Below are 23018 nucleotides of genomic sequence, written 5' to 3'. Positions count from 1 at the left end.
TCAAAACCCGCTCTTACTCCCATAATCTTGTGTATTTTTTAGGAGGTTTTCAAATGATCGGCAAAACAACAATTATCGGTACTATTGCTAGTCTGGGGGTTGTACTAGGAATGTTATCTGGTGAAGGAATAGCGCAAAATACCCATGAAACACACCAAACTCAAACACAGCAAAAAAGTCAGTTTCAGCGCATTGAACAACCCTTAAGTAACAAGATTTTAGTTACTTTGGCTGGAATCGGGTTAATTAGTTTAGAACTTTGGTGGTTTCTCCTTAGCAAACCCAAATCTCAGAAAGCAGTTACAGCCAGTGGAGGAATTCAAGAAGTAACCGTCACCGTTGATGGTGGCTATGAACCCAGCCGCATTGTTGTGCAAGCTGGACAACCCGTGCGTCTTAACTTTCACCGCCAAGATCCTAGCAGTTGTTTGGAACAAGTCTTAATTCCAGATTTTCATATTGCAGCAGATTTGCATCTGAATCAAGTAACCTCTGTTGAATTCACACCTAAAAAAGCTGGCAGTTATGTCTTTAGCTGTGGCATGAATATGTTTCGAGGCGAAATTATCGCCACCGAAGACCCACAACTTGAATCAACGGGGTTCGAGGAACCTCAAACACTAACAGAATCCCAGTTCAATTCATCCATGTCAACACATCAGCCTGAAACAATAATTGACGCTGAAGCTATGCAAATCAATCCAACTGTTGACCAGGGCATCCAGAAAGTGAGTATCATTGTTAACAAAGGCTACACGCCCAATCATCTGGTAGTTAAAGCAGGTAAACCCGTTCAACTCCACTTTTTACGTGAAACTTCTAGTGCTTGTTTAGCGAAAGTGCTGATTCCCGATTTTGGCATTGCTACCGATTTGTCTTTGAATCAAGTAACAACCATTGAATTCACTCCCGAAGACGTAGGAAACCACACTTTTAGTTGTGGCATGAATATGTTTCGCGGTACCATAGAAGTGCAAGCCGCTAACGTCTCTGACCCAGATGAAATGGCTGCTCAAGCCTTAAATAACTGACCGTCAACCAAGTGCGATCGCTCGAATGGTTTGTCCAAACGCCTACTGCTACCCAAAGTTGCGACATTCAGGCGATCGCCACTCAGGCATTCAAAAAAATTTCTAGCCCCTCTTGACTCTCCATCCCACTGGATAGTTTATCATAAGCTTAGAGTTGGATTCAGTAGAGGAAATGAGTATGTTAGTTCAAGAAAAGCAAAAACTCATTGGTTTAGTTGCGAAGGAAAGCGGCGTACCGATCAAAACCATTCGCTACTATGAGGAACTCGGTTTAATCAAGGCATCAGGCAGAACCGAAGGGAAATATAGATTATTTAATTCTGATATTTTGACTCGGCTAAGGTTTATTAAACGCGCCCAAACTTTGGGATTAACTTTAGCCGAGATTCAAGAATTATTGACGGTTCACGATGGGGGAGAGTTGCCTTGTGAACACATCAAAGTCCAGTTGCAAGATAAACTGCTCGCTATCGATCTACAAATGCAGCAACTACTTATCCTCAAACTAGAGTTGGAAGGATTACTTTCAGGTTCGCCCACCTTACTAGAAAAGGTTGATTCCATCATTTGTCCTCTGATTCAAAAAAAGTAAATTCTTCTATAACTTAATTGTTTCGATCGGTGTGTCAACGGAGGTTATAGAAGTTGACACACTGGTTTTTTATCAAAAAATAATATCGCTCAAGACAACGGCCCCATACACTGATTAAGGCAAGTCCAACAGTTATGGTCAAAGTGAAAAAATCAGGGTTTATATATTTTCTGCCTGCCTAAATATTAGAGTTGCAACACATTAAAAAAGATGAATTAGCAGGGCAAATATTTGACAATGAGCTAGAGCTTGCCTACGCCGTAATTCAGGGAGTAGAAGTTAGATAGAGGAGAAAGAAAAAACTACCGTACCCAACGTGTTAAATTTAAATCCAATCACTACACTAGGCTTTTCGTTACATAAAGATAATTTTTCCCGCCTACCTACTTATATGTCGATTTATTCTGGAAAAATTTGTCAATATTTTTTCGCTACCCCCTTGACTCTCCAGTCGAATAGAGAATTTAAGCTGTTATTAGTAGGTTGAGTAAGTTCACGATTGATTTACTCAACAAAGTTCACCCATCAATCACCATCGATTAGAAATTGAAGGCTATGGTACTGCAACTAACTGTTCCTAAACTGGCTTGTTCTGCTTGCGTGAATGCTATCACCAAAGTTATTCAAACACTTGATTCTACTGCCTCGGTTCAAGCCAATCCAAAAACCAAACTTGTCAGCATAGAAACTCAAGCCTCCGAAACAGCAATCAAAGAAGCAATAGCTGCGGCTGGCTATCCATCCGTGTAAACCTTTTAGTTTTTTTTCCTGCCAGCGGTTAGCTTTTGGCTAGCCGCCAATCCTAAATATTCATCTTAACTCTGGAGTTTATCAGTAGTTTAGAGGATTCATTTACAAGAATGCCCTTAACTAAAAACTCCAAACGAGAACAGCAAAGTCTGAACCCCTGATAAATCGACAACCTCAAGTTTACTAACTGGAGAAAACAATGAACCCATTTTTAACTGCAATTGCTATCACTTCAACTCTCATCCTAGCTCAAGCTTGCTCCTCACCCTCAAGCACGAAATCTGGCGAAACATCAACTTCTTCTGCCTCACAAGTGGCAAATACAAGTTCTCATGAGGGTCATGTAATGGATAATTCCCAGACATCAGGAGCTAATAAAAATCTTCATGAGGGTCATAATATGGAGGATTCCAAAACCCATGACGCTGGAGAACAACATCATGATGGTGGTCATTCGGGACATTCAGATGCCGAACCTGCGAATGCTATCGCTAAGCTGACAGTTCCCTCCAATATCGCGCCCAAAACTCCCGTACCTTTGGTAATTGAAGTCCAAAACAAAGAGGGAAAGTCTATTGCTGATTTTGATAAATTCCAAGAACAATTAATGCACCTGATTGTCGTTAGCGATGACCTCCAATATTTCAATCATATTCACCCCACCTATAAAGGAAATGGACGCTTTGAAGTTCAAACGGATTTTCCCGGCTCAGGTGGTTACACGTTGTTCAGTGATTACAAACCAGCCGAAAAATCAGAACAAGTTTCTGTCTTAAAAATGCAAGTTCCGGGTCAAGCTTTAGCTCTGTCCAAAGTTGACATGGCTACCACCAAAACTTCGGGAAATACTAAGGCTAACCTCACGTTTTCTCAACGTCAAATAAAAGCTGGACAAGGAGTTAACTTAATTTTCAATTTGCAAGATGCTAGTAGCAACCAACCGCTGAAGGATTTACAGCCCTATTTAGGGGAAAGAGGACACTTAGTTATCCTCAAGCAGTCATCACCGTTGACAAAAGCCGACTATATTCATGCTCATGCCTTGAAAGATACTCCAGCAGGGGAGGTTCACTTTATGACCAGTTTCCCCCAACCAGGAAAATATAAGCTTTGGGGGCAGTTCAATCGTAATGGTCAAATTGTCACGGCTGATTTTTGGGTAAAGGTGGAATAGTTATACTCGCATTTTTTGTTTCTGAAGCCGAGAAACAGATTTTTGTTTCAAATGCTTGATTTATAAACATTTTGCTATCAGCTAACTACTGGTGGCTGATAGCAAAACTCCTTGGCGATAAATCATGAGTAAACTCTGGAATCATCGGAATTACAACCTTCTTCAAACACCAATCTTCAAATCCATTCAGAGTCTGCTTCTTGTCGGCGATCGTCCCCTTGGTTATTGCTCGTGTTGCTCCTTGTGGGCGGTGGAGGGATTGGACTGTGGCGCGTTTTTGCTCCGACTCAGGAAAAGTGGCAGGGTGGGGGTGAACTTGGACGTACACTTTTTTAGACTGCGATACTAAAAATCCGGTGGGTGTTGGTTTTAGCAACGGCGGTTATTCTCGATACTGGCAAGAAGAACGCTGGCTGTCTTCGGTTTAAACATTCAAGAGCGAGGAAAACTGCCACTTCCCGCGTTCCTTAACACCAAAAGCCAGGTTTCAGTACCATCACAATTGGGCTTCAACCCAGATTATTTGTAACGCCCCAGGTTTTACTGCTGTGCCTTATGCAGCAGCCCGTGTAGAAACTTCTTCAAGAATAGAAAATAATTCATCTAGCAGTTTAAAAGGATGCAGGGGTGCGATGGCGTTCCGCCCCGCAAGCTACGGCATCAGTTACGCTTGCTGTCAGAATGTCCTAACTGTGGGGCGAGGTTTAAGGTTCCGGCGTTGTGGGAGCATGGGTGTTGTGAGCGGTGTCGGTTGCCTTTTGGAGGGATGAGTGCATATCACAAAGCTATTTGAGCGAAGTATTTTTCTGGATTAACTTGAGCTAACTGGATGGAGATAACCTTGACAACTTCACAGGCAAATTTCTTACACTAAAAACATATCTAACGGTTAGACACGCCAAATAACGCGAACAATCATAAATCAGATCGCCCCGTCACTCCGCTTCAGCCATTTCACTTACCCAAATTCCGTGAGTTTACCAGGTACGAGATACTGCCTAATGAGTTAGCTTTGATGTAAGCTCTCCCAAAAGCCTTTCCGTCAGCTAGGTTCATAATTACTGATGGAGCTAATTTCTTGGGAATACTTTATAGAGAGACTTTCAGGCGACAAATAATGAATAAGAAAGACCTGAGTGAACCTGATATTTGCGATCGCTACATTACACCTGCCCTTTATGAGGCGGGTTGGAAAAAGAGTCAGATTCGCCGGGAATATGGCTTTACAGACGGTCAGATGATAGTTCGGGGTCAGATGGCGGCGCGAGGAGCTAGGAAACGGGCAGATTACCTGCTGTATTATCCAGCAAATCAGCCGATCGCAGTCATTGAAGCCAAAAACAACAAGCATAGTGTGAGAGCAGGAATACAGCAGGCACTGGCCTACGCAAAGGCTCTGCGAGTTCCCTTTGTCTTTTCCTCGAATGGGGATGCCTTCTTATTCCATGACAAGAGTGGAACCTACGCTCAGATAGAACAGCAACTCGGCCTGAATGCCTTTCCATCACCAGAGGAACTATGGCAGCACTATAAACAGGGGAAAGATTTACAATCCGTTAATCAGGATTTGCTAACGTCGTCCTATTTCTTTGAGATTGGCGGGAAGGAACCCCGCTACTATCAACAACTTGCAGTCAATCGCACAATTGAAGCGATCGCTCGTGGTCAGAGACGGTGTTTGTTGGTGATGGCAACCGGAGCAGGTAAAACTTACACAGTTTTTAATATTATCTGGCGACTGTGGAAGACGAAAGTTGTCAAACGGGTTTTGTTTCTGGCCGATCGCAATGCACTGGTAGACCAAACGATTATTAATGACTTTCGCCCCTTTGGTGAGGTCATGACCAAGCTAGACCGCAGCCTGGTTGATAATGAAACTGGGGAGATTACTACCGCCTATGAAATCTATCTGGGACTGTATCAAGCAATCATCGGCAATGAAGAACGAGATAATCTCTACGAGAAATTCGACCGAGATTTCTTCGACCTGGTGGTGATTGATGAGTGTCACCGGGGCAGCGCAGCAGATGACTCCAATTGGCGACAGGTACTCGATTATTTTTCAGAGGCGATTCAGGTAGGACTGACGGCAACGCCAAAGGAAACCAAATACGTCTCAAATATTGATTACTTTGGTAAACCGATTTTTGAATACTCCCTCAAGCAGGGAATCGAAGATGGTTTCCTGGCTCCCTTCCGCAGGATACAAGTTGGCTTAGATAAAGACCTGGAAGGTTGGACACCAGAAGCAGGAGAATATGATGATAACGGTCAACTAATTGAGGAGCGGGACTATAACCTGCTGGACTATGACCGAAGCATTACCTTTGACAAACGGACTCAACGGGTAGCGGAATATGTCAGTCAGTTCCTTCACGATGGCGACCCAATGCGGAAGACTATTGTGTTTTGTGAGGACATTGACCACGCCCAACGAATGCGAGAAGCCTTGGCTAACGTAACGCTGAATCGAGGGCTTGTTCTCAAAGACCATCGTTACGTCATGCGAATTACGGGGGATGAGAAGGAAGGTAAAGCTCAAATCGATAACTTTATCAATCCCAAAGAAACGTATCCAGTGATTGCCACGACATCTAAGCTAATGACGACGGGGATAGATGCCCAAACCTGCCATGTGATTGTGTTGGATCGGCGTATCGAATCCCTAACGGAGTTTAAGCAGATTATTGGTCGGGGTACACGCTTACGCCCCGACTATGGCAAGAACTTCTTCACGATTATTGATTTCCGCAACGCCAGCCACCGCTTTGATGATCCGGATTGGGACGGCCCACCGATTCAGGATGAAGACTTTGGTAAAGAGAGTCCACCAACCGGAACGGTCGCTAGTACAGAAGCAAAAGGGAATGATGATGGCAGGGACGTGGGCGATAATGACGATCGCATCGGCACTGACTTGTCAGTTCGCATCAAGTATCGAGTCGGTCGGCAGGAGTTCGAGGTAGCAAAGGAGCGGGTGAGCTATTACAACAAGGATGGACAACTGACTACAGAGTCGCTCAAGGATTATACTCGTCGCACTGTCAGCGAGGCATACCAGTCTCTCGACCATTTTCTCAATAAGTGGAACGAAGCCGATCGCAAACAAGCGATTGTTGAAGAGTTGAAAGAGCATGGGGTAATTCTAGAAGCTTTGGAAGATATGGTCGGTAAGGACTATGACCTCTTCGACTTAGTTTGCCATGTTGCTTTTGACCGTCCACCCCTAACTCGTAAAGAACGGGCCGATAAAGTACGGAAGCGGGATGTATTTGCCAAATATGGTGCAACTGCCTGTATTGTATTGAATGCTCTATTGGATAAGTATGCAGATCGGGGCATCATCGCGATCGAAGATACGACTGTTTTACAGCTTGACCCGTTTGCCAAACTGGGAACTCCGATGGAGCTCGTCCGCAGCTTTGGTAACAAACAGCAGTACAAAGCCGCGATTCGAGAGCTAGAGTCTCTGTTGTACCAAAACCGAGGGGCTTGAGCCTGTTACCCAACTAGAGTACAACTGTTTTTTAGTATCTTTTGAGAAGGACGTTTTTATGTCGTTGAGTGCCACCATTAAATCGATTCAAGACATCATGAGGAAAGATGTCGGGGTGGATGGCGATGCCCAGCGCATTGGTCAGCTTGGCTGGATGGTGTTCTACAAAATTTTCAGCGACCAGGATGCCGAGCTGGAGTTGAATGATGATAACTACGATTCACCGCTGCCTTTGGATCTGCGCTGGGATGAATGGGCAGATAGCAAGAAATTGGGCAAGAATGCACCCACGGGAGAGGACTTGTTGCAATTAGTTGATGGACAATTGTTTCCCACACTCAAGGAACTGGCGGTTGATGACCTCGAAGGAATTGCTCTAGAACGAGCCAAGCTGCTCAGGAGTGTGTTTCAGGATGCCTACAATTACATGAAGTCGGGTACATTGCTGCGGCAGATGGTAGACAAGATTAACGAAGGCATTGACTTTAACCAGTCCCAAACCCGCCATGTCTTTGGTGACATTTACGAACAAATTCTCAAAAACCTTCAGAGTGCCGGGAATGCCGGAGAGTTTTATACGCCTCGTGCGGTGACTCAGTTTGCCGTGGATATGGTGAATCCACAACTGGGCGAGAAGGTATTTGATCCTGCCTGCGGTACGGGTGGCTTTTTGACCTGTGCTTATGAACATCTGAAAAAACAAGCGAATTCGCCTGAACAGTTACAACGGGTGAAACGAAGCATTCTGGGGGTGGAGAAAAAACAATTGCCTCACCTGCTTTGTGTGACCAACATGATGGTGCATGGCATTGAGGTGCCGACGACTGTGCTGCACGACAATACACTCCGCAAACCGCTCCGGGACTATGGGCGCGAAGACCAGGTGGATATTGTGGTGACGAACCCGCCCTTTGGTGGCATGGAGGAGGATGGAATTGAGCGGGGTTTTCCTAGTGAGTTTCAGACGCGGGAAACGGCAGACCTGTTTTTAGTGCTGGTAATGGAACTGCTGAAGGATGGGGGTAGAGCGGCGATCGTTCTCCCGGATGGTACGTTGTTTGGGGAGGGTATCAAGTCTCGCATTAAACAGAAGCTGCTGCGCGACTGTAATCTGCACACGATTGTGCGGCTTCCGAATGGGGTGTTTAGTCCTTACACTGGCATTCGCACCAATGTCTTGTTTTTCACCAAAGGTGAACCTACTACAGAAGTTTGGTATTACGAGCATCCTTACCCAGCGGGGGCGAAGTCTTACAACAAGACCAAGCCAATGCGGATTGAGGAGTTTGATGTCGAGAAAGCCTGGTGGGAGAACCGCGAGGAAACTGAATATGCCTGGAAGGTTTCTGTTGAGGTAGTCCCCTGAAGGAAAGGATCGAGAGAATAAAACTGAATTCAAAGAAAAGTAGGCATTTAGAGTTGTAAACTAGCATTGTAATGATGTACGAAGCGCCAAATTGCAGCAATATGATTTTCTAATTTTTTAGAGAAGGCTAAGCTCTTTCTTACCAGTCGAGAAACTCTTTGTCGAATAGTACAGTTGAAGCGCTCGATATAGCTAGTCAAACCACTGTCTTTATCTACACTTTGATGACGTTTGCTGGGCAATACAGAATCATAAGCACTCCAATGGTCTGTATAAATTACTGCACATTGACGGTACACTGGTGGTATTGAATTCCATAAAGATTGAGCCGATACTGCGCTACGATCTCCAATATGTACACCAACAATTTCCCTAGTCTCGGCATCCAATGCCAGCCAGACCCACTGCTGATTCCCTTTACTATCAACGAATGACCATAACTCATCCATCTGAACATTCAAGCGCTTTTTTTCCTTGGGAGTCACCTCTACTTGCTTCTTAACAGCAGCCGCTTGGCTATTGACATATCGCTGCACTGTATCTTCTGACACTTGCAGTACCCGAGCAATCCCCGCTTGAGAAATACGTTCAAGTAACATCCGTGACATTAATTCCTTTTGTTCTTTTGTAATAGGTTTCCATGCCGGATTTAAAACAAATTGACGGCCACATTCTCGACATTTATAGTTTTGTTTACCATGTCGAGTTTGACCGTTCCGACTAACTTCTTTTGAGCCACAATTAGGACAATGGGGAATCTCTATTGTCATATCACACTATGGTAAACACTTCTCTCTAATAGTAACTTACTCGATCCTTTCCTTCAGGGCACTACCTCTGTTGAAACGATCGCTTCCAATGGCTACAACCTGGATATCAAGAGCCCTAACGCCCCAGAAAATATCCATGAAGACCCAATAGCGCTGCTGAAACAATATCAGGAAGCTGTTATTAAGGCAGAAAATGACCGCCAAGCCTTGAAAAACAGCTTGGTAGCAGCCCTAGAACGAGGTGAGTATTGATGGATTTCAACACGTTTTTAGAAAAGTTTGATGTGATCGCAGAAGCTCCCGGTGGTATTCCCAAACTGCGATCGCTTATTTTAGAGCTGGCAGTGCGGGGAAAGTTAGTACCGCAAAATTCAGAAGATGAGCCTGCCATTTTCCTGGTAAAGCAGACCATCGAATCAAAGCAAGAATTATTAAAGGCAAAGAAAATCCGTAAAACAGAAACTTTGTTTCCTTCACAAGGCTTAATTAAAACAAAAGTTCCATTGGATGGATGGGTTATTGCTCCATTGGGAATGCTCTGTTTGTTGTTGGTGGATGGCTCTCATAATCCACCACCTAAGCAGGAAAAAGGCATTCCCATGTTAAGTGGTCAAAATGTTCGAGATGGATACATAACATTAGACGCTTCTCGATATATAACTGAAAAAGAGTATGAACACGAAATGTCTCGAACTCCTATTCAAGCAGGAGATGTTTTCTTATCGATTGTTGGTTCTATTGGACGTTCAGCCGTTGTTCCTGAAGAATTTCCAAGATGCGCTCTACAAAGAAGTATTGCTTTAATTAGAACAGACTTGTATGCACACTATCTATCTTTATTTTTACGCTCACCAATAGCACTTCAATATTATGAGCAACATGGCAAAGGCACGGCACAAAAGGGGATTTACCTTAATAAACTATCGGAGTTGGAAGTTGTAATTCCACCACTAGCTGAACAGAAGCGGATTGTTGAAAAGGTGGATGAGTTGATGGCGTTGTGCGATCGCTACGAAGCGGCCAAGCAAACGCGAGACAGCCTGCGGCAAAAACTGAGGGGAAGTGCGATCGCCTCCCTCATGAACTCCGAAAGAGATAAGGAGTTGGATACTGCTTGGGCCTTTGTCCGCGACAACTGGCAGAACCTCAGCCAACAGCCCGGAGATGTGGATAGCTTAAGAAAATCAGTTTTGCAATTAGCTTTGCGAGGAAAATTAGTACCACAGGATTATACGGATGAATCGGCATCAGTCCTATTAGGAAAAATCAGCAGTAGTAAAAAAGAACTCATTCAACAAGGCAAAATTAAAAAGTCTGCACTTTTTAGCAAACCATTAGTAGAGCAGCAGTTCTTTGAGTTACCTAAGACTTGGAAGTGGGCAAGACTAGATGACATTACTCTGTCAATAACCGATGGTGAACACGCAACCCCACCAAGAGTCAGCAATCCTGAAGTTCCTCTGGGTACTGCAAAAAATATTCGAGATGGTTTTCTAGATTTCAATAACACCGATTATGTAAATACTGAAACAGCGGAAAAATGCTGGAGGAGATGCAAACCTACCCACAATGATATTTTGATGGTTTGTGTAGGTGCAACGACTGGACGATTATGCCTCATAAAAGAGCCTCCAGATTTTGTGATTGTTCGTAGTGTTGCACTAATAAGAACATTTGCAAACTTTATTTATCCTGAATACGTAGCACTTGCAATCAATAGTCCTCTTCTCCAACAGCAGGTATGGAGCAACGTAAAACAATCCGCTCAACCATGTTTGTATATCAACAAAATCCAAATCTTGACTTTGCCCATTCCACCTTTAGCCGAACAAAAACGCATTGTCGCCAAAGTCGATGAGCTAATGCAACTCTGCGACAAGCTTGAAGCCAGCCTACGCCAGAGCCAGCAATGGGCAGAGAGCCTTGCCGCATCCGCCATCAGCCACCTGACAATTTAGATATTGGTAGGTTAGGCTTCAGCCAGTAAATATGGGCTATTCTGACTGAACCGTGCAGCCGATCTACACAGCATTACAGCTTTTGCCGCGTCGATCAGACTTTTCGTACTAGAACACAAAAAGCCCGATCGCCTTGCCGCCAGCCACAGTCCGGCACTTGCCGATCGCACTTAAGGCAACCGCTCCGACCGTACCGACCGTGCAGCCGATCGGGTTTATGAAACAAATTGCCATTCAAGATTCCTGCCGGAATCTAACACCCATCAATGTTACAGAAGACGAACTCCGCCAGAATTTTTGCTTTGTGGGCTGATAAAAAAGTAAAAAAAAAACTGGATTTACAGGGAAGAAATAGAAAGCAATGGCTAGATGCTACTTAGGGATGATTTTAAGCTCAATTGATTATGCAATTTGATGGGATAAGTTTATGATTCCGATTCTTCTAAGTTTTCTTTTTCATTTTTTGAGGTTGTTTCAGTGACTTTAGGGATAATACTTCCTGTAGTTAATTGATGCGAAAAACTTTGAAGAATAAAGTTTGCTGCTGTTTTTGAAGCATTGACAGCTAGTTGTGCATGAGATTTTGCTGGTGCATATTCTCTAGCGTGTCTATCAGCCATAATATTACTTATTCCACTTAATCCATCAACAACATTAGTTAAACCTTGAATCATCTGGCGTAAAGAGCCAGCAATATCTTTTCTTGACGTATCAAGTTTGAGAAGTTCTTTCACACGGGCTAATAATGAAGGTAAATCGCCATTCTGCGTAGGAGGAGCTTGATTTAATTCGTTTTCTATATGCCGCAAGGCTGCTTCTAATAATGTACGAGCATTTGTAATAGCACCATCAAAATCACCGTTCATAATTTTTTCTTCACATTTCTGGCTTAGTTCTTCAATGTAAGCATTATTAAACAGCATTTCAAATTGAACAGCTATATCTCGGTTATCCTTGACTTCATATAATTTGTTTATTTTTACGATTTTATAATTATCAAATTCTAAAAAACTATTTAAATGTTCTACTACTTCTTCAAGGTTATAATTTTTTTCTGTTTTATCAAAATACTTAGGATGTAAAACTTTACGGAAAACTTTACGTAAATCAGAAGTTCCATTAATTTTTTTAATTGTGTACTCCGTATAGTCTTTTCTATCTGTAGGTAAATATGTTTTCTCTGGATCAATTCTTTTAAACTCCTCAAAAAATTTTCTAAGTTCTGAATAAGTTCTACGAGGTGAACAGCCTCCATCCCCAGTAATAACTAGCGTTAATTCAGTAATTGTTATTTGTGAAATGTTCATTTTATTACTTATCTAAGTTAACTTCAAGTTTTTTGTTGTTGAGCCGATAGTACGCCGATCGCCTAAAACATCTCATCAAGCAATTCAGTAACGTCTCGCTGGTCACGCCCCCGGTTATCGTCATACACCATCAGAGTGTTCAGATTCTTGTGCCTGCTGAGTTTCTGAACTTTTCGCACATCCCCGTCTGTTGCGTCCAGTGCCGCCGTGATTGCCGAGTGACGGATGCGGTGAGGTGACATTTGCTTTTGGCGTTGCTTAGTCAGGGTATGAAAAAAATAACTTGAAAATCCCGAAGTTTTGTGGATACTGCTTTCTATGACTTGCATATTTAGCCCTTTATACCCTAAATCAGTAACGCCTTTATATTTATTGAATACTAAAAATTTCAGCGTTTTCTGGTTTTGAGCGTCAAACCATTATAATAACGGGTCTATACTACACATCTACTATTTACCCTCCTCACTAGCTAGAAAAACCCATTGGATGGAAACCAGAGCGAGACGATGAATTCAGTCCCTTAAGAATTTCTCGAACTTTTACAAAATCTTCTTTGTCCGAAATCTCTACATGAGCCTCAATTCTGAAAATATCATCAAGTCTTTCTTTGTCATTTTCTATAACTTTTAATATCTTCACAACCTTACTTGCAAACGAAAAGCATTCGTCACCGTAGTGGAGAATCAGCTCAATGTCATCCCCTACTTGTAAGCCCAGATTAAAATTGTACTTAGCAACTTGCATCGACCAATTGACTTTTTCTTTGTCTACGTCTTTTTCTACATCTTCTTCTTTAAGAAGGGAAGGAATCATTACAAAATACTGAAACATACAGCTCGCTCCTAAATTTATTAAAATAGTTTAGCTATGAACTTATTTTCTTTCATAGTATTTAAGATTTATTTAATTATTCACGTCAGAAAAAATTATAGAAAATAAGAGTTTTATTTTTAATTAACTCTACGGGTAGCACTTCCAAGTCTTAGATAGGGAAAGTTGCGTTTTCCCGCCTAGATTTTTAGTGGCACACCCACTCTGTAACGGCAGAAATTGTAGAAATAGGTGCTGAGTGCTGGCACGGGTTTTGACAGTCTTAGGGGTCGCAGGCTTAACAAACCCTCAACCTGCTGAAAATTCTCACGGGTTGGCTCGAACGCAGCGATCGCCCCCATCAGGAAAATTCTCCCTCAAACTTCCTTCGATCGAAATACTGACACCAAAATTCTACGACTTCTAACAACATAGGCATGGATAATGAAAATAGTTCAAGATATCCTAAGAAGCTTACCCGGTACAGATAAACATAAAAATGTGATATGAACGTTTCGGAAGACTTGGATGGGGCATGGAAAGATGTTTGGAATGTCTTGGAACCAGAGAAATCTTGGTTGACCGATGCAGCTAAATGCGATTACATCCAGAAAAAACTTTCCTATTTTAATTCCCAACACGGCAACAGCCCAGAACATATCGACCAATTTATTAAAGCTTTATCCAGAGGAACCGCTCTAGTTCAAGCAGCGATCGAATGGCAAAATCCTGTGAGCAAGCAAAAGCAGAGTTGAGCGCAGATCTGTGGGAAATAGTCGGCGCTCGTGATGGCAACGATAAATCACGAGCCGTAGGAGTGGAGAGCGGCCCAGAAGCAAGTCGCCGATCGGGAAAAGGAGCTTTTGCAATTGCACGACCGGAACGGCGACTTGGGACTGGAGGTGTACAATCTTACCGAACAGCTTGCGATCGTTGCAGGCGTGAGCCAAGAACTAGCGCGGCTCAAGCAAGAGTTGAGAGATAAAATGGCTGATGTTCACGCCTGAAGGGCGGGCGATCGAACTCTCCGGCAGTACGCTGGCAGCGAGAACGCCCGCGAGGGATGCTAAAGCCGATTTAACAGAAGCTAATAGCAAATTGCTCCAGCAGTTGGAAAAAAACCGGGAACTGGTAAGGGAAATCGCCGAACTGCGATCGCAGCCTGCCCGTGTGGATGTGTCAGAATCGGCAACTTTGCTCGCGCCAGTTGAAAGACCGACGTAAGAAATGTAAGACGGACTGGGCAGATGTGGAGACAATTTTAAAAATTTTGAGCGGTGATGGCGATCGATAGAATGTATAGGTCGTTATGCAGCGGTGACACGCCCCAAAAAAGCCGTCTGCACTTAGGTTGGGGGCTTTTGTGTTAGGGCTAGGGGTTAATCAAGTCGATAATCTTTGCCTTAGTGCCATATCTCTTCTCTAAAATCTTCAATGTGTCATCAGTGCGATCGAAGCCCCTTATACTGAGTTTCGGCATCTCGGTTTGCCGTAGGGTGTTACTCCAAAGTAGCCTGGAATGGTTACAAGAAATGCAACCTTCTGTTTTGACCCGGAGGATGAAGTTGAAACCGATTAGGTTGTGTGGGGCGTGTTATCCCCAGTCGCCTTGTCATAAGATTGAGTGGCAGTTTAAGACGGCAACGGGGTGCGATGGCGTTCCGCCCCGCAAGCTACGGCATCAATTAATGTTGCTGTCGGAATGTCCCCACTGTGTGGCGAGGTTTAAGATTCCAGCATTGTGGGTTGATGGGTGGTGTCCGAGGTGTTTTATGACATTTGCTGAGAGGGCAAAGTATCAGAAGCCTAGAGAAATATTAAAAGAATAAATATTTAGTAATGCTGAGGATAAATCTGCCAATTTAGATGAAGCTGTTTTGCAATTACTTTACAAGCTAAACTTAGTTAATCTAGTATAGATACTGATGAAGTAATTGCGAGTTTTGGATCTATACTGAAGATGTATTAGTAGGAACTGAAGCAATTATTTTTAATAGTAAATGGTGACAGCAAAATTCCGCAGGATATGATTTTTCTTTTTCGGCGGGAACTATCCTTTGGTGATCTGAGGTTTTGTGGTCACGGTTTAGAAAATTTGGATGATCGCTTAATGTACATGGTACTTTGGTTGCAATATTCGTAAAAGCTTTGTTTGAATCACCGGAAAAAAGATAGCCCAGCATTCCTCCTTGATAAGAAAAGGGTGCATATAGGCAGGGGATAAAATTTTCATTTATTTCTTTTATATATTCTCCTACATCCCCATCTGTTTTTAATACTTTAGCTTCTAAAGGCCATATAATCCTTCTATTAGCACTAAGAATAAATGCAATGTCATACTCTTTTGGTTGTGCTGGCGCAGGTTGACGAGTCTCCCTTTCATAAGAACCATGTTGAACATAATATGGCTCATCCCCTGTCATAACTTTGCGAATTTCTGGCTCAAGCAATTGAGTGATGTCTCGTTCAATGTCATCTTTAGCTTGACTACAATCAATTTCTGATAATACCTCCTTTACTAATAAATCATATCCTTCCCACACGAAAGTAAGTATATTAGTTGATGCCGTTTCACACCAGTGCTTGGAAATGGCCATGAATTCATCTGTATCTGGCCATCTTAATTCTGAAATTGTCTGCCGTCTTTTAACCATAATTTAACTCCTATACCACTAATAATTTTGCGTTTCAATTAGTTAATTAATATGACTATATATCTAAGTCATAATATCTGCTGCTACTTGATCAGCATCTCTTAAAGCCATAGAGCGAGTCCAATAACGAATTTTGTCAGGTTTGATCAAATAAATAGTAGGAATTTTCACCCCACTCAATTCGACAGAATCATAAATCCTGGCAACTCGCTGATAAAAGATGCTACCGTCTTCTATATTTCCTCTCTTCAGATACAACTGATTTAATTTCTGCAATAGTTCCAGTAAATCAGGGGAATCAATAGGTTCGATATGTACTCCTTCACAGTCAGGTCTATTAAGATAAATGGCAACTAAACGAATAGGAAGAAGAGTGTTAGTTATTTCCTGAAATATGGTGGCGCAAACTTGTTTATCTTGTCCAAATCCTGCTTTAATAACTCGCAAAAAATACTCGCAGTATGCTGTAAGTTCAGGTTCACTATTATTTTGAGATTGACTATTATTTCTACGAAGGGTTCTTTGTCTTCCTGGAGAAGCACTATCTCCTTGAAAGTCTTGCAGAGTATAATTGAATAGATCATTAATTAGCACCCATTCACTATCTTTAAATTCAAAAGCTTGTCGTATGCGCTCATCTATATCCTCAACTGTTTTTATATTATGCAATTCTCCTACCGATAATTCAGGTATTGGCACACGCAGTAAATCATCTACATTAACTTCTGGGATATAAGAGGCAAAACGACCACTAGAAAGTAGTAGATAGTAGACAGCTAACTTACTGTTGTATGCTAGACAAGCAGCATTCAATTGTGAAATATGCTTTTCAGGAATATGTATGCTTACATAACTTTTAGAGCAGATAATTCCTTCATTTGTATTATCAGTATCAATTATTACTGAACGGAATCTGGCGCTCTTTTTCTGCCAACTGAGCTTTAAAATCATTTGTGGCAGTTGAAATGCAGATAGGCTACTCAAACCTGTACCGGAGTCAATATATGGATCATCATTAATAGGAAGTTGTTCCGCATTTAGGTAGAGAAAACTTTTGTCCAGGAAATCAATTTCTCTCAGAATTCGTTTATTTCTTAAATTATCTTGCAATTTTTTTCTATTACCTTTTGTTACCCCTTGACGGGTTTCAGCAATGCCACGAGCTTTAAGCTTTTCAATACTTAATTCTTGATTCAATCTTCTTACCAAGGAGAGATCACGTCTCCCTCCCCACATTAAAGCTGTCCAAACTAATGGGTTTGCGATTGCCTCTTGTGGGTCAATTGTATTAATATCATGTGGCTCAATTACTATATGATAGTCATCTTCATTAGTCATTACTGGCTTAGGACAAATGTATGTCAAAGGCTCACCGTCAGGAGGTGTGACTGACATTGTGATAATACAAGCTGGAGAAATAGCATCTTTGAAAATTCCAAAACGTAATGCAGACAAGTTAACTATCTCTTCAATTTTGAACTCTGAAAAGAGAGTGTTACGGAATTCCCTAGCAGGGCCACTTTGATTAAAAAGCAGTGGCATAGCAGGCTGTATCATTGATATTTGTCCACTTTCCTTTGTCAAAGCAGCAGCTTTTGGTAAAAAGAAAAGCCCAATATTACCATAAGTGCTAGTAGTCCATTGAGTGTGATTTTTTTTCCAAGAATCTATGTATAAAGATTTCTTTTCAGAATTTTTACCCCACGGTGCATTACCAATAACTAAATCATATTTACCAGCATCTTGGACAGAACGAAAACCTTCTTTATTTTCTTCAAAAAAATCAGCAGTAACTAATTGGCATTCACGCAATCTTGGAAAGCGAAACTCATTTTCCCAATAGTATTGAGGTTCAACTTTATCAAGCATGGTTAAATAAAGACTAAAAGATGCTACTCTTACCGCTTGAGCATCTACATCAACTCCGAATAAACTATTTTCTAGTAAAGACTTTAAATCACTTGGCTGAATTGTCCTATTAAGATGAGCTTGTTCCCATCTATAAATTAAGCGCTGGAATGCTTTAACCAGAAAAATTCCTGAACCACAAGCAGGATCAAGAATCTTAATATCCCATTCTTGACTATCCCAAGGTAAAACACCATCTAGTACAAAATCAACTATATGTTCTGGTGTGTAATGAACTCCTTTACCAGATTCTTTACTCACAAATTCTTCATATATACTGCTAATAAAATCTAAAGGTATAACGTCAAAGTGATAGTAGGGCCATAGACTCATTTGTCCACTTTCAATGTCTACACGACCACTGACAAAATAAGCAAGTATATTTAAGTGAGTTTTTTTAACTTTGTTTTCTTCTGTTTTCCATTCAGCTTCACGTTCTTCTGCTGTAGATGCTTTACCTGGGAATAAATCACCATTAAACTTACCATTGAGCCAACGGAAAAATTTATAACTATCCCTATGATTTGTTAGTATGTGAGGCAAGCTAGAATATTTAACTGATAATTCTTCAATTCTATATAAATAATCCAGTAAGTTTGTATTTAGAGTGGGATCTCCTTCAGAATCTTGGCGATCAAAAAGGAATTGAATAAATATAATTCTTGCTAGTAAATCATGAATAGTGTTATCGTCAAGTTGTTCTTCTTGAAGTCTCTCCCGAACACTTTTCAGGTTTTTCAATAGCATTTGGTCAGCAGCCTGGCTTCGTTTAAATCGTTCGCTATGTTCTTGGAAAAATTGACCTGATAATAAATCAGCCCAGTGTAAACGCAAAGTTTGAGCAGCTTGAGCAGAAAGAGAAGGCTGATTCAATAATTCAAGTTCCTGTCTGGAAACATGAATTACTGGCTTGATAGCATCTTCTGCTTTTGGTGGTTCTTCGTAGCACGTCCAAATTCTTAATCGGTTAGGTTCTATTGTGATTAATGATGGTGTACGAGAAAAACTCCAAGCAAGTCTATAAGTTTTTCTCAGTGTGTCCTCTGATACTTCTCTAGGAAAATCGCACACCAAAGCAATGGGGGCTTCTGTTGAGTCACCTTGAGGATTTGCGGCCAGCACTCCTATTTGTACACCATCACCATCTGGAAGTCTGCTTATAGTCCTTCCTAATTTTTCCTTAGCCTTTCGTGCATAAATACTAGGTCCAGCACCAGATGGCTCCAAAATTTGTTGTGGAGTCGGCCAGTGAAGGTTTTTATGTGCTAGTTCAAGTAGTCCAGACTGTGACATTCCGTTTTTTACGCTGCATTAAAGTATGTATAATTTCGCATTTCAACCATCACCTTGTTATGATATTGATTGATTTTCTTCAAGAGTAGAAGGATATTATTCACTGTTGCAATAATATTTAAATAGAGTTCATAGAAGTTTATTTAGAGTCAACACACTTTCATTAAAAGCAAGTGATGATCACAATATACAATATCGTGCGACTTTAGTATTAATCACCCACTCTACTAATTAACCTCTGATAAATAACATCCAACCACACAGGAATCACAGCTTTACCTTCATCTAAGGATGCGATCGCACTCTCCCAATCAAACTCTACCAGTTTAAGCGATCGCACTTTACCCCTCCACTCTCTCACGCAACCGCCCATAAATCACATCTCACATCTAACCACACCGGTACTACAAACTTACCCTCAGCCCAAGCTGCTACTACTTTTCCCACATCGAACTCTACCAGCTTAGAATCTCCTGCCTGCGACTCCTTGACAAAAATTAACCGGTTTGGCTCCCGATCGCTCAAAAGCCCCGGATACTTCTCCTGGAGAGTTTTTAGAACTTCTCTAGCCACCTCAAACGTAAAACCACTGACAGCCAATACTCTATCGTCGCCAATGCCGCAAAATCTAGGACTTGCTCGCAGGCAAAAACAAGCTCTAATCAACGAATTACTGATCCAAGCCAGTAAAAACATTCAAAACATAGAGGCAAGCATTTAGGTAACGGCTTGTTGGTCGCAGCCGCCGTTGTTTCGTCTCAAAGCATTACCCCACAGCAGCCGAAGCAAAGCATAATCGTGCTTACCAGACCAAGTAGTGCGATCGCGCTGTATGACGGTCAGCGAAGGAACGGGCTAATTTTGTCCAGTCCCGTCTTGAACCAAGTAGCGGATTAGAGCATGAATTGCCCGCTGTGCCGTTAGCGAGAGAGCAACTCTCACAATACCTATCAGCCTCGGACTGAAGAAATTCCCGATTGGTGACGAGCAATTTTAGATTAGACCTCTTGCAAAATAATTTTGTGCTATTATGGAAAGTTTAGCCAATTTTATAATCTAGCAGGCTGGGCAAGTTTAAGGAGAGGCCAATCAACCCAATAATTCAAAGTTTGACCTAAACTTGAGCAAACTTTTAAGTATAACACATATTTTTTTTGCAAGAGGTCTATTTTAGATTTTAGATTTTAGATTTTGGTGGATGCAAGGATTAAAGTCACGCATCAACAGCATCGAGTGCTGATCGCTTTACTCACGCCCGCCAGAAGTTCTCACCCCTGGATTTGTTACAATTCTCGATCGTGTGGAGCAGGTGCATCTACGAAAACCTGCTTTTAGGAGAACTTTTGACTATGTGGCTTAAATTTGGTGTTGCTCCCAGCGGAGAACTGGCGAGCATTGATGAGGTTGTGCGCGGAAAAACTAACCTCGCTTGCCTCTACTGCGGAGGCTCCCTCACAGCGAAAAAGGGTTCCGTGAAAGAACATCACTTCGCGCACACCGGGGAAACTTGCAAGCCCGTTTCGCAGCGGATTAAAACCAAAGCGTTTCCATCGCTTCCCCTCTACGATAACTTCAACGTGCGACTTAAAGGTGAGGAATTAGAGCAATTGAAAGTGCTGTGGAAAGAGTACGGCGCACAAAATTACGCCATTCCCAAAGACTTGGTAAACTTTCGGTGGGAACTCAAAGGATTGGTGGAGTCGTCGGGCGATCGCACTTATCACTTTACCGACTTGGGTAAAATCCCCGTTGGCGCGCTTCCCCTGGCGCTGTTCAACAAAGTCCAGGAACCTTTGCTGCTGTCGGAGCTGGCTTCGTTGGAAGGCTCTGTAGAGATTGCTGAAGCTGCGGGTTTATCTTGTTTGGATGAACGGCGGGCTGATTTGCTGATTTATCGAGCACAGCTTCGTCGGATTCTGGTGAACTCGCTCTACTTCCTTGAGGTAAAAGCTGACGAAAGCTGCTTCTATAAAATTGGGGTAACAACTCGATCGATCGAGGAACGCATCGCGGAAGTGCAGCGGGATGTGAAAGCGCATTACTCGGATGTGACCGTCAATTTGCTGGGACTGTGGGAACACCGGGGGAATGTGGAGCTGTACTTCAAGCACCGGTACAAAGCTTTTAATTATCGCATTGGCAAGCTGACAGAGTATTTTGCGTTTCCGAACGTCAAGGCGGTGCTGAATGATTTGTACGGGATGGAAGCAAAAGTGTTGAGTGATGTTGAGTCGGATGCGATCGGTCTGAACTGGAGCCACACGCCTCGAATTGGCCTGAAGTCCTGACTCAACTTCAACTTTCTGGAAAAAAGAAACTTTTTAATCGGGCGTTGCTGATTTACGGTATGAAAGGCTAAATATGCAAATCATAGAAACCAGTATCACAAAGCTTCTCGATTTTAAAGTTATTTTTTCATACCCTGATTAAGCAAGGCCATCTCTCGATATGCCCAATCGAGCGAGCCATAAAGATCAACATTTAGATCGAGCGCATTTTGAGCCGCCGCAAGGTAACTCGTTAGGCGACAATAATGCGCGATCGCGTCTAGCTCTGCCTGATGAGCCGCCCGGACTTGTGCGATCGAAAGTTCAGAATTGGCAGGAGTCGGCAGAATTGAGAAACGCATAGTTACTCACTTCAATAAAAATTTAGTTCCTTGTTTTGGGTCAAGGAGCTGACTCAAGGCTTGACCCAATCAGTTGAGCGACTCGAAAGGCAGAAGCGATCGCTCCTTCATGCAAGCCATCGCCAAGGTAGGCTCCCGCATGGTAGGTATTGTTCTCGCCATTGGTGGCAACTACTTCATCCCGATAGCGGAACGACTCCGTGGTGTAGAGTGGGGTGTGATGTTCCTGAGTGTGAATGATGCGATCGGGTGCAATCAACTCCTCTAGTTGGAACGATAAAAAATTATGCTGTGGCGACGAGATACCGCAAAGCTGATTTAGGCAGGCGTTATAGCCCCAGCGACTGTCTGGCTTTTGGAAGAAATCAAATTCTGAGGGTTGTGTAACGCCATGTCGGGCGTACATGGAAATATCTCTATGAACTAAGGTCGTTGCATAGTGGGCTTTCCAGCCGGAAAACTGTTTAGTTTCAGCGTCGGTCGGGTCAGCTAACAGCGCCATCACCTGGTCAGGGGGCGTAGCAAACACGACTTTATCAAACTCCTGAATTTCACCCGTCGAGCGCACAATTTTCACAGCATCCGAGCTTCTGGAAATACGGTCAATCTCTACATTCAGCAAAATCTCACCCTTAAAGCGTTCCAGGATTTTTTCAATGTAAGCATACACGCCGCCCTTAACCCTGACCCAGTTGACTGCGAGATAGTCGCGTAACATCGGAATCGCCAACTCTGCTGGAAAATCATCAATCAGTTCAAATGGGATTGAATAGCTATACATAACCAACAACTTTAGCCAGGTATCGCGGCTACCGGAGCCTGGCAAATATTCCGACAGCGGACGATTGGACAAATTTTGCAAGTTAGCAAATTTCGTTCTCAGCCATAATCCCGCAGAACGGGCATAGATGGTATCGAGGCGTAACTGTTCGATCAGCCCGTGGACACCTACAAAGTTCTTCTCGATCGTGACTGCCGATAGAAAGTGGCTGCCATCTTTAAGAAACATGGCTGAACCAATATCGACGGGTTCTAGTTCTACCCCTAGTTCTTGCATCAGCGCGATGAAGTTGTAAAAGACAGTCGGGAATTCGAGCACTCCACTTTCCAAAATTTCATCGCAATCGGACTGGTTCGGCTGCACGTTCTTGTTCAATGTCCGAATGTGCCCTCCTAACATGGGCTGCCGCTCAAACACGGTGACATGATGCCCTTCTTTATCAAGCAGGTAGGCTGTAGCCATGCCGCTAGCTCCGCCACCAATAACAGCAATTCTCATA

At 42.6% G+C, this 23018-nt stretch carries 24 protein-coding genes; 13 read left to right on the top strand and 11 right to left on the bottom strand.

The genetic code is table 11. The features are described from left to right. The first annotated feature begins 53 nt into the window (after window positions 1–53). The 4 genes from QT987_RS02755 to QT987_RS02740 all read left to right on the top strand — a co-directional run bounded on the left by QT987_RS02755 (window position 54) and on the right by QT987_RS02740 (window position 3547). Window positions 54–1031, top strand: a complete 978-nt coding sequence (locus QT987_RS02755) for a cupredoxin domain-containing protein (RefSeq protein WP_333151735.1) — start codon at window positions 54–56, stop codon at window positions 1029–1031. Window positions 1032–1209: 178 nt separating this feature from the next. After that, a complete protein-coding gene (locus tag QT987_RS02750; RefSeq protein ID WP_333151733.1) occupies window positions 1210–1623 on the top strand; it encodes a heavy metal-responsive transcriptional regulator in 414 nt (137 codons plus the stop codon). Between the two features lie 555 nt (window positions 1624–2178). Next, the gene (locus tag QT987_RS02745) at window positions 2179–2373 is read left to right on the top strand and encodes a heavy-metal-associated domain-containing protein (RefSeq protein ID WP_015211780.1); all 195 of its coding nucleotides are present in this window, start codon (window positions 2179–2181) and stop codon (window positions 2371–2373) included. 199 nt (window positions 2374–2572) lie between these two features. After that, complete coding sequence (locus tag QT987_RS02740) at window positions 2573–3547, top strand: hypothetical protein (RefSeq protein WP_333151731.1); 975 nt, start codon at window positions 2573–2575, stop codon at window positions 3545–3547. An 85-nt stretch (window positions 3548–3632) separates the two neighbouring features. On the opposite strand, the gene QT987_RS02735 is transcribed toward QT987_RS02740, so the two are convergent. Further along, a complete protein-coding gene (locus QT987_RS02735) occupies window positions 3633–3923 on the bottom strand; it encodes a hypothetical protein (RefSeq protein ID WP_333151729.1) in 291 nt (96 codons plus the stop codon). A 741-nt stretch (window positions 3924–4664) separates the two neighbouring features. Here QT987_RS02735 and hsdR point away from each other — a divergent pair. Next, window positions 4665–7043, top strand: coding sequence for an EcoAI/FtnUII family type I restriction enzme subunit R (gene hsdR, locus QT987_RS02730; RefSeq protein ID WP_333237078.1), 2379 nt, complete (start codon window positions 4665–4667; stop codon window positions 7041–7043). 58 nt (window positions 7044–7101) lie between these two features. Then, a complete protein-coding gene (locus QT987_RS02725) occupies window positions 7102–8409 on the top strand; it encodes a class I SAM-dependent DNA methyltransferase (RefSeq protein WP_333237075.1) in 1308 nt (435 codons plus the stop codon). Window positions 8410–8456: 47 nt separating this feature from the next. On the opposite strand, the gene QT987_RS02720 is transcribed toward QT987_RS02725, so the two are convergent. Continuing rightward, window positions 8457–9179 carry an IS1 family transposase gene (locus tag QT987_RS02720; protein ID WP_333237073.1) on the bottom strand — a complete coding sequence of 241 codons (723 nt, stop codon included), beginning with the start codon at window positions 9177–9179 and terminating at the stop codon, window positions 8457–8459. Window positions 9180–9430: 251 nt separating this feature from the next. On the opposite strand from QT987_RS02720, the gene QT987_RS02715 reads away from it, so the two are divergent. Next, window positions 9431–11137: a restriction endonuclease subunit S gene (locus QT987_RS02715; RefSeq protein ID WP_333237071.1), complete on the top strand. Its 1707-nt coding sequence runs from the start codon at window positions 9431–9433 to the stop codon at window positions 11135–11137. Between the two features lie 108 nt (window positions 11138–11245). Here QT987_RS02715 and QT987_RS02710 read toward each other — a convergent pair whose 3' ends face one another. The 4 genes from QT987_RS02710 to QT987_RS02695 form a co-directional block, all read right to left on the bottom strand. Further along, window positions 11246–11371 (bottom strand): hypothetical protein, encoded by a 126-nt coding sequence (locus QT987_RS02710; RefSeq protein WP_333237068.1) that lies wholly within the window; start codon window positions 11369–11371, stop codon window positions 11246–11248. A 191-nt stretch (window positions 11372–11562) separates the two neighbouring features. Beyond that, window positions 11563–12444, bottom strand: a complete 882-nt coding sequence (locus tag QT987_RS02705) for an abortive infection family protein (protein WP_333237066.1) — start codon at window positions 12442–12444, stop codon at window positions 11563–11565. Between the two features lie 62 nt (window positions 12445–12506). Beyond that, a complete protein-coding gene (locus tag QT987_RS02700; protein ID WP_333237064.1) occupies window positions 12507–12773 on the bottom strand; it encodes a tyrosine-type recombinase/integrase in 267 nt (88 codons plus the stop codon). 136 nt (window positions 12774–12909) lie between these two features. Then, entirely contained in the window at window positions 12910–13257 is a 348-nt protein-coding gene (locus QT987_RS02695; RefSeq protein WP_333237062.1) for a hypothetical protein, read from the bottom strand. Window positions 13258–13528: 271 nt separating this feature from the next. On the opposite strand from QT987_RS02695, the gene QT987_RS02690 reads away from it, so the two are divergent. The 4 genes from QT987_RS02690 (at window position 13529) to QT987_RS02675 (ending at window position 14478) form a co-directional block, all read left to right on the top strand. Further along, the gene (locus QT987_RS02690; RefSeq protein ID WP_333203399.1) at window positions 13529–13681 is read left to right on the top strand and encodes a hypothetical protein; all 153 of its coding nucleotides are present in this window, start codon (window positions 13529–13531) and stop codon (window positions 13679–13681) included. A 79-nt stretch (window positions 13682–13760) separates the two neighbouring features. After that, the gene (locus tag QT987_RS02685) at window positions 13761–14009 is read left to right on the top strand and encodes a hypothetical protein (RefSeq protein WP_333203397.1); all 249 of its coding nucleotides are present in this window, start codon (window positions 13761–13763) and stop codon (window positions 14007–14009) included. Window positions 14010–14117: 108 nt separating this feature from the next. After that, window positions 14118–14261, top strand: a complete 144-nt coding sequence (locus QT987_RS02680; protein WP_333237060.1) for a hypothetical protein — start codon at window positions 14118–14120, stop codon at window positions 14259–14261. Further along, window positions 14248–14478 (top strand): hypothetical protein, encoded by a 231-nt coding sequence (locus tag QT987_RS02675; protein WP_333237058.1) that lies wholly within the window; start codon window positions 14248–14250, stop codon window positions 14476–14478. The genes QT987_RS02680 and QT987_RS02675 overlap by 14 nt, the downstream gene beginning before the upstream one ends. A 725-nt stretch (window positions 14479–15203) precedes the next feature. Here QT987_RS02675 and QT987_RS02670 read toward each other — a convergent pair. From QT987_RS02670 to QT987_RS02655, 4 genes are all read right to left on the bottom strand, one after another. Further along, window positions 15204–15908 carry a hypothetical protein gene (locus tag QT987_RS02670; protein ID WP_333151725.1) on the bottom strand — a complete coding sequence of 235 codons (705 nt, stop codon included), beginning with the start codon at window positions 15906–15908 and terminating at the stop codon, window positions 15204–15206. 63 nt (window positions 15909–15971) lie between these two features. After that, window positions 15972–19109, bottom strand: coding sequence for an Eco57I restriction-modification methylase domain-containing protein (locus tag QT987_RS02665; RefSeq protein ID WP_333151723.1), 3138 nt, complete (start codon window positions 19107–19109; stop codon window positions 15972–15974). 211 nt (window positions 19110–19320) lie between these two features. Beyond that, entirely contained in the window at window positions 19321–19482 is a 162-nt protein-coding gene (locus QT987_RS02660) for a hypothetical protein (RefSeq protein WP_333237055.1), read from the bottom strand. Beyond that, window positions 19467–19709 carry a hypothetical protein gene (locus QT987_RS02655; protein ID WP_333233857.1) on the bottom strand — a complete coding sequence of 81 codons (243 nt, stop codon included), beginning with the start codon at window positions 19707–19709 and terminating at the stop codon, window positions 19467–19469. Before QT987_RS02655 ends, QT987_RS02660 begins: the two co-directional genes overlap by 16 nt. Before the next feature lie 749 nt (window positions 19710–20458). Between QT987_RS02655 and QT987_RS02650 the strand changes: the two genes are divergently transcribed. Next, on the top strand, window positions 20459–21397 hold the full coding sequence (locus QT987_RS02650) for a GIY-YIG nuclease family protein (protein ID WP_333142779.1): 939 nt from the start codon (window positions 20459–20461) through the stop codon (window positions 21395–21397). 160 nt (window positions 21398–21557) lie between these two features. Then, window positions 21558–21740 (top strand): hypothetical protein, encoded by a 183-nt coding sequence (locus QT987_RS02645; RefSeq protein WP_333233858.1) that lies wholly within the window; start codon window positions 21558–21560, stop codon window positions 21738–21740. Between the two features lie 38 nt (window positions 21741–21778). Here the strand turns inward: QT987_RS02645 and QT987_RS02640 are convergent, their stop codons facing one another. Continuing rightward, a complete protein-coding gene (locus tag QT987_RS02640; RefSeq protein WP_333142781.1) occupies window positions 21779–23017 on the bottom strand; it encodes an FAD-dependent oxidoreductase in 1239 nt (412 codons plus the stop codon). Window position 23018 lies beyond the last annotated feature (1 nt).

Source organism: Microcoleus sp. SVA1B4 (assembly GCF_036700545.1).
GTDB lineage: Bacteria > Cyanobacteriota > Cyanobacteriia > Cyanobacteriales > Microcoleaceae > Microcoleus.
The sequence above is the reverse complement of the archived record's forward strand: the minus strand, read 5'-3'. Positions and strand labels throughout refer to the sequence as shown.

Coding starts and splice junctions, on each gene's coding strand:
- QT987_RS02755 (WP_333151735.1), top strand. CDS start 54: ATGATCGGCAAAACAACAATTATCGGTACTATTGCTAGTCTGGGGGTT.
- QT987_RS02750 (WP_333151733.1), top strand. CDS start 1,210: ATGTTAGTTCAAGAAAAGCAAAAACTCATTGGTTTAGTTGCGAAGGAA.
- QT987_RS02745 (WP_015211780.1), top strand. CDS start 2,179: ATGGTACTGCAACTAACTGTTCCTAAACTGGCTTGTTCTGCTTGCGTG.
- QT987_RS02740 (WP_333151731.1), top strand. CDS start 2,573: ATGAACCCATTTTTAACTGCAATTGCTATCACTTCAACTCTCATCCTA.
- hsdR (WP_333237078.1), top strand. CDS start 4,665: ATGAATAAGAAAGACCTGAGTGAACCTGATATTTGCGATCGCTACATT.
- QT987_RS02725 (WP_333237075.1), top strand. CDS start 7,102: ATGTCGTTGAGTGCCACCATTAAATCGATTCAAGACATCATGAGGAAA.
- QT987_RS02720 (WP_333237073.1), bottom strand. CDS start 9,179: ATGACAATAGAGATTCCCCATTGTCCTAATTGTGGCTCAAAAGAAGTT.
- QT987_RS02715 (WP_333237071.1), top strand. CDS start 9,431: ATGGATTTCAACACGTTTTTAGAAAAGTTTGATGTGATCGCAGAAGCT.
- QT987_RS02710 (WP_333237068.1), bottom strand. CDS start 11,371: ATGGCAATTTGTTTCATAAACCCGATCGGCTGCACGGTCGGTACGGTC.
- QT987_RS02705 (WP_333237066.1), bottom strand. CDS start 12,444: ATGAACATTTCACAAATAACAATTACTGAATTAACGCTAGTTATTACT.
- QT987_RS02700 (WP_333237064.1), bottom strand. CDS start 12,773: ATGCAAGTCATAGAAAGCAGTATCCACAAAACTTCGGGATTTTCAAGT.
- QT987_RS02695 (WP_333237062.1), bottom strand. CDS start 13,257: ATGATTCCTTCCCTTCTTAAAGAAGAAGATGTAGAAAAAGACGTAGAC.
- QT987_RS02685 (WP_333203397.1), top strand. CDS start 13,761: ATGAACGTTTCGGAAGACTTGGATGGGGCATGGAAAGATGTTTGGAAT.
- QT987_RS02675 (WP_333237058.1), top strand. CDS start 14,248: ATGTTCACGCCTGAAGGGCGGGCGATCGAACTCTCCGGCAGTACGCTG.
- QT987_RS02670 (WP_333151725.1), bottom strand. CDS start 15,908: ATGGTTAAAAGACGGCAGACAATTTCAGAATTAAGATGGCCAGATACA.
- QT987_RS02665 (WP_333151723.1), bottom strand. CDS start 19,109: ATGTCACAGTCTGGACTACTTGAACTAGCACATAAAAACCTTCACTGG.
- QT987_RS02660 (WP_333237055.1), bottom strand. CDS start 19,482: ATGGGCGGTTGCGTGAGAGAGTGGAGGGGTAAAGTGCGATCGCTTAAA.
- QT987_RS02650 (WP_333142779.1), top strand. CDS start 20,459: ATGTGGCTTAAATTTGGTGTTGCTCCCAGCGGAGAACTGGCGAGCATT.
- QT987_RS02645 (WP_333233858.1), top strand. CDS start 21,558: ATGCCCAATCGAGCGAGCCATAAAGATCAACATTTAGATCGAGCGCAT.
- QT987_RS02640 (WP_333142781.1), bottom strand. CDS start 23,017: ATGAGAATTGCTGTTATTGGTGGCGGAGCTAGCGGCATGGCTACAGCC.